Raw genomic sequence first — 6,664 nt, 5'->3', positions numbered from 1 at the left:
AGAACGCCGGTTTGTAGATGTGTTTGCTCGCACGAACATCATCCATCAAACCGGCGTTCTTGTTTCTGTCTTTCCCGGGATTCCGTGAAGAACCTTTTTTATTGGCCGCTGTTTTTCCAATCGCAACCAATGGCATATCAAGCCTTGACAAGCCATGCCAAATGCGTAGAATGCGCCCCTCTGACGCGGGATGGAGCAGCCTGGTAGCTCGTCGGGCTCATAACCCGAAGGTCGTCGGTTCAAATCCGGCTCCCGCAACCATATTCGTCAGAACAAACCCCGCCTGTCGCAAGACAGTGCGGGGTTTGTTGCATTCAGCCCCTACCCTTTGACTCTTCCTCGCCAAGCCCTGGTTCCAGCCCTTGCAGACGGCTGAATGAACTATCTTTAACTATCCTGAAACAGATTAAGCCGCCGGCGCGGAGTAATATTCGGATACGTTTTTCCAAAGGGACTTTCACTTGGCCGCACCTTGCCTTTACCTCGCGCGCTGCGCACGAGGCACTCCATGACCGCCCCCACTCCTGAGCCCCAGGCACCGTTGACCACGGCCTTGCCGGCGGCGGCGCAGCGCCTGCCCTGGCTGGAACGCCTGAGCAAGTACCGTCAGCCGCTGGGATTGGCGTTGACATTGCTGCTGTTCGCCATGGGCCTGATTGCCTGCCGCCATCTGTTGAGCGAACTGGATATCTACGCCCTGCATGATGCGATGCTCAGCGTACCGACCCAGTCGCTGCTCGGCGCGCTGCTGGCCACGTTGGCCGGCTTCGTGATCCTGCTGGGTTACGAATGGTCGGCCAGCCGCTACGCCGCCGTGCAACTGCCACCCCGTACCCTGGTGCTCGGGGGCTTCAGTGCCTTCGCCATTGGCAACGCAATAGGCCTGTCGATGCTGTCGGGCGGCTCGGTGCGTTATCGCCTCTATGCCCGGCAAGGCCTGGGCGCCGCGGAAGTCGCGCGCATGACAGTGTTCGCCAGCCTCTCGCTGGGCTGCGCGCTGCCGCCGTTGGCCGCACTGGCCACCCTGAGCGACCTGCCGGCAGCGGCAACGGCGCTGGGTTTGCCTGCACCGCTGCTGGGCGGCATCGCCGTCGCCGTGCTGGGCGCGGCGGTAGCCCTGGTCATGGGCCTGTACCGCCGTCGCCTGCCTGAACAGCCGTTGGCCGACAACCTGCTGGTGCAGTTCGGGCGCCGCACCCTGCGCCTGCCAGGCGCACGCCTGACTGCGTTGCAACTGCTGATCACCGCCCTGGATGTCGCCGCTGCGGCCACCGTGCTTTATTTGCTGCTGCCCGAAGCCCCGCCCTTTGGCGCGTTCGTGCTGGTCTACCTGCTTGCCCTCGCCGCCGGGGTGCTCAGCCATGTGCCGGGTGGCGTCGGGGTATTCGAGGCGATCCTGCTGGCCGCGTTCGCCAACCAGCTGGGCGCGGCACCACTGGCGGCCGCCCTGCTGCTGTACCGGCTGATCTACGTGGTGCTGCCGTTGCTGGTGGCCTGCGTACTGCTGCTGGCCAACGAAGCCCGCCGGCTGATGGTCACCCAGCAGGCGATCCGCGCAGCCTCGGGCCTGGCCGCGCCGGTGCTGGCGATCCTGGTGTTCCTTTCCGGGGTGGTGCTGCTGTTCTCCGGCGCTACCCCGGAGATCGACAGCCGTCTGGAGCACATGGGCTTCCTGATCCCACACCGCCTGATCGATGCCTCGCACTTCGGCGCCAGCCTGATCGGCGTGCTCTGCCTGCTGCTCGCCCAGGGCCTGCGCCGGCGCCTGTCTGCCGCCTGGCTGCTGACCACCGTGCTGCTGCTGGTGGGCGCGGTGCTGTCGCTGCTCAAGGGCTTCGACTGGGAAGAAGCCAGCCTGATGTGCTTCACCGCCGCCCTGCTCGCCCTGTTCCGCCGCTCGTTCTACCGTCCCAGCCGCCTGCTGGAGCTGCCGTTCTCGCCGGTGTACCTGGTGGCCAGCGCCTGCGTGGTCGGCGCCTCGGTATGGCTGCTGCTGTTCGCCTACCAGGACGTGCCCTACACCCACAAGCTGTGGTGGCAGTTCACCCTTGATGCCGATGCGCCGCGGGGCTTGCGCGCCGCGCTGGGCAGCGCCGTGCTGCTGGTGATCGTCGCCCTGACCTGGCTGCTGCGCACCGCCCGGCCAGTAATCCATCTGCCCAGCGAAGACGAACTGCAGCGCGCCAACCGCATCCTGCTCGCCTCCGACCAGCCCGATGGCGGGCTGGCCCTGACCGGTGACAAGGCGCTGCTGTTCCACCCCAACGACAACGCCTTCCTGATGTATGCCCGTCGCGGCCGCAGCCTGGTAGCCCTGTACGACCCGATCGGCCCGGCGCAGGAACGCGCCGAAATGATCTGGCAGTTCCGCGACCTGTGCGACTTGCACCATGCCCGCCCGGTGTTCTACCAGGTGCGGGCGGAGAACCTGCCGTTCTACATGGACATCGGCCTGACCGCGATCAAGCTCGGCGAGGAAGCGCGGGTCGACCTGCGCCGCTTCGATATCGACGCCAAGGGCAAGGAGATGAAGGACCTGCGTTACACCTGGAACCGCGGCGGCCGCGACGGCCTGGCCCTGGAGATCCATGAGCCTGGCCACGCCCCGCTGGAGGCACTCAAGGAGATCTCCGACGCCTGGCTCAGCGGCAAGAACGTGCGCGAAAAAGGTTTCTCCCTCGGCCGCTTCAGCCCCGAGTACCTGCAGCATTTCCGCATCGCGCTGATCCGCTTCCAAGGCCGTCCGGTGGCCTTCGCCAACCTGCTGGAGACCCACAGCAACGAGCTGGCCAGCCTCGACCTGATGCGCGCGCATCCAGAAGCACCGAAGCTGACCATGGAGTTCATGATGGTCGGTCTGATCCTGCACTACAAAAGCCACGACTACGGCCGCTTCAGCCTGGGCATGGTCCCCCTTTCCGGCTTGCAGCCGCGGCGTGGCGCCCCCTTGACCCAGCGCCTGGGCTCGATGGTGTTCCAGCGCGGTGAACAGCTCTACAACTTCCAGGGCCTGCGGCGCTTCAAGGACAAGTTCCAGCCGGACTGGGAACCCCGCTACATGGCCGTGCCGGCCGGGCTCGACCCGCTGGTTGCACTGGCTGACACCGCCGCCCTGATCGCTGGCGGCCTGACTGGATTGGTGAAACGTTGATGATCCGACGCTATTGGCTGTACGTACTGATTCCCCTGTTGCTCGCCGTACTGGCCGGCGGTGCGGCCTTCTGGCTGTGGACCCGCCCGGCCCCCGAGGCACGCCTGGAGCACCTCACGCTCGACGACGGCAGCGCCCTGACCCGCGCCACGCCCGGCGTGCATGCCAAGGCCCGAGTGGCCATCGGCGTGCCACAGGACCAAGCCCTGACCGACAAGCAACTGCTCGACCTGAGCCAGGCCGGCGAGGCGCAACTGGTGCAGGTGATCCTGCCACCGGCCGACTGCGCCAAGCAGCAGGTCGCGATGGACCAGGCCCTGACTCGACTGGCCGACAAACCGACCCTGGTTGCCGGTATCGGCCCGGGCGCTGCCCAGGCCTGGCGCTGGCTGGCCGCACAAAGCGACGACAGGGCGCGAGCCATCTCGGTGGATTTCACCGTCGAGCAGCCCGGCTGCCAGGCCGCCCTGCCCAAGTCCGCCGCCCACGGCCACTGGAACGTGGCCTGGAACGACAACCCGGATGACGCCAGTGCCGCCTTCGTGCGCGACCAGGCCAACGCCGAAACCAGCATCGCCGACTACGACATCCACCTGCCCCAGGTACTCAAGGCGCAATTGACCCAGGCCCTGGTCGGCCACGATGGCAACGCCCTGGCCATCCCGGTGGTGGAAGTCCCGGCCGGGCAGACCACCGACACCGTCACCCTGTTCCTTTCCGGCGACGGCGGCTGGCGCGACCTGGACCGCGATGTGGCCAGCGAGATGGCCAAGCTTGGCTACCCGGTGGTCGGCATCGACACCCTGCGCTACTACTGGCAGCACAAGACCCCGGAGCAGAGCGCCGCCGACCTCGCCGAGCTGATGCAGCACTATCGCCAGAAATGGGGCACCAAGCGCTTCGTGCTGACCGGCTACTCGTTCGGCGCCGACGTGCTGCCGGCTATCTATAACCGCCTGTCCGCAGACGACCAGAAGCGCATCGATGCGGTGATCCTGCTGGCGTTCGCCCGCAGCGGCAGTTTCGAGATCGAGGTGGAGGGCTGGCTCGGCAAGGAAGGCCAGGAAGCCCCGACCGGGCCGGAGATGGCCAGGTTGCCGGCGGCGAAGGTGGTGTGCATCTATGGTGTGGAAGAGACCGACGAAAGCGGCTGCACCGACAAGACCGCCGTGGGTGAGCGCATGAAACTGCCCGGCGGCCACCACTTCGACGAAAACTACCCGGCGCTGGCCAAGCGCCTGATCGGTGAGATCGAGACCCGCCAGGGAAAGGCTAACGTCGCTGAGAAATGATAGGGAAAGGGGTCGCTTTGCGGCCCATCGCGGGGCAAGCCCGCTCCCACAAGGCTTGTGTGATCCTTGTGGGAGCGGGCTTGCCCCGCGATGTTTGTGCCCTCAGATCTCGACCTGCGTCCCCAACTCGATCACCCGATTGAGCGGCAGGTTGAAGAACCGCAGGTTGCCGTTGGCATTCTTCAGCAGGAACGCGAACAGGTTCCCGCGCCAGCGCGACATCCCCTCCAGGCGGGAGGCGATCACCGTCTCCCGACTCAGGAAGTAGGTGGTGCGCATCGGGCTGAAGTCCAGTTCGTCCAAGTGGCAAAGCTTCAGCGCCGCCGGTACGTCCGGCTCGTCCATGAAGCCGAAGTGCAGCAGCACCCGGAAGAACCCGTCACCATAGGCTTCCACCTCGAAGCGCTCATGCTCCGGCACCCGCGGCCGGTCCTCGCTGACCACCGTCAGCAGCACCACCTGGCTGTGCAGCACCTGGTTATGCAGCATGTTGTGCAGCAGCGCGTGCGGTACGGCATCGGAGCGCGCGGTCAGGAACACCGCGGTGCCCTCGACCCGATGCGGCGGCTGCACGCGGATGCTGCTGATAAACAGCGGCAGCGGCAACGCACCTTCATCGATGCGATCGACCAGGATCTGCTTGCCACGCTTCCAGGTACTCATCAACACGAACAGCACGATACCCGCCAGCACCGGGAAAGCACCGCCCTGCACGATCTTCGGCACGTTGGCGGCGAAGAACAGCCCGTCTACGCACAGGAAGCCCAGCAGCAGCGGCACAGCCAATACCGGCGGCCACTTCCACAACAGCAGCATGACCGCCGAGACCAGGATGGTGGTCATCAGCATGGTGCCGGTCACTGCCACGCCGTAGGCCGCCGCCAGGGCGCCGGAGGATTCGAAGCCGATCACCAGCAGCACCACGCCGACCATCAACGCCCAGTTCACTGCGCCGATATAGATCTGCCCCTGCTCGTCGCTGGAGGTGTGCTGGATCTGCATGCGCGGCACATAGCCCAGCTGGATGGCCTGGCGAGTCAGCGAGAAGGCCCCCGAGATCACCGCCTGGGAGGCGATCACCGTGGCCATCGTGGCCAGCCCCACCAGCGGCAGCAAAGCCCAGGACGGCGCCAAGAGGTAGAACGGGTTGCGCGCCGCCTCGGGATTCTGCAGCAGCATGGCGCCCTGGCCGAAGTAGTTGAGCACAAGCGCCGGCAGCACCAGGGCGAACCAGGCACGGGCAATGGGTTTGCGGCCGAAATGGCCCATATCGGCGTACAGGGCCTCGGCACCGGTCAGCGCCAGCACCACGGCACCAAGAATGGCCACGCCCATGCCGGGGTGGACGATGAAGAAGTTCAAGGCCCAGCCCGGGTTGAACGCCTTCAGCACCTCCGGGCTCTGCAAGATGCCATGGACACCGAGCGCCGCCAGCGCAAGGAACCAGGCAACCATGATCGGGCCAAACGCCTTGCCGATCTTCTCGGTGCCATGCTTCTGCACCAGGAACAGCGCCACCAGCACCACCAGTGCAATCGGCACCACCCAGTGGTCGATACCCTCGAACGCCAGGCCCATGCCCTCCACCGCCGACAGCACCGACACCGCCGGGGTGATCATGCTGTCGCCGTAGAACAGCGAGGCGCCAATCAGGCCGCAACCGACCATCAGCATGCGCAACCGCGGATACTGCGCCGTGGCCCGCCGCGCCAGCGCGGTCAGGGCCATGGTGCCGCCCTCGCCCTGGTTGTCGGCGCGCAGGATGAACATCACGTACTTGAACGAAACCACCCACAGCAGCGACCAGAGGATCAACGACAGGATGCCCAGCACTCCATCATGGTTGACCTGTACGCCATAACCACCGGTAAAGACCTCTTTGAGGGTATACAGCGGGCTGGTGCCAATATCGCCATAGACCACCCCAACGGCCGCCACGAGCAGGCCCAGCGGCCGTGCTGCCCCCTGCTTCCCCGCGTGCCCGCCTTCGGCATGACTGCTTGCCTGAACCATCGACCACTCCCGCAGACGGCCTATTAGACCGGTTGAATGCCTACCCGCGCCGGGCCCTCCCGGATACCCCGGCACAACGGCGCGAAGCATAGCGCAGCGTTCGTCGTATTTCTGCTGGTAAAGCGACCTTGTGCTCGCTAGAATTGCGCACTTTTTGATCAGAGGCGCCGAAAGCGCCCGCCAGGATCGCCCCCGTTACCGGCCGGGC

At 65.8% G+C, this 6,664-nt stretch carries 3 protein-coding genes and 1 tRNA gene; 3 read left to right on the top strand and 1 reads right to left on the bottom strand.

Annotated features, from left to right (window positions below):
• The first annotated feature begins 184 nt into the window (after positions 1 to 184).
• From ACVWY1_RS07510 to ACVWY1_RS07500, 3 genes are all read left to right on the top strand, one after another.
• Positions 185 to 261: transfer RNA gene (locus ACVWY1_RS07510), tRNA-Met, on the top strand.
• 247 nt (positions 262 to 508) lie between these two features.
• Positions 509 to 3,151, top strand: a complete 2,643-nt coding sequence (gene mprF, locus ACVWY1_RS07505; RefSeq protein WP_457378038.1) for a bifunctional lysylphosphatidylglycerol flippase/synthetase MprF — start codon at positions 509 to 511, stop codon at positions 3,149 to 3,151.
• Entirely contained in the window at positions 3,151 to 4,443 is a 1,293-nt protein-coding gene (locus ACVWY1_RS07500; RefSeq protein WP_457378037.1) for a virulence factor family protein, read from the top strand. Before mprF ends, ACVWY1_RS07500 begins: the two co-directional genes overlap by 1 nt.
• A gap of 102 nt (positions 4,444 to 4,545) precedes the next feature.
• On the opposite strand, the gene ACVWY1_RS07495 is transcribed toward ACVWY1_RS07500, so the two are convergent.
• Positions 4,546 to 6,456, bottom strand: a complete 1,911-nt coding sequence (locus ACVWY1_RS07495) for a potassium transporter Kup (RefSeq protein WP_457378036.1) — start codon at positions 6,454 to 6,456, stop codon at positions 4,546 to 4,548.
• Positions 6,457 to 6,664: the final 208 nt, after the last annotated feature.

The organism is Pseudomonas sp. TE6288, assembly GCF_054062095.1.
This window is presented reverse-complemented; position numbering and strand designations above follow the sequence as displayed.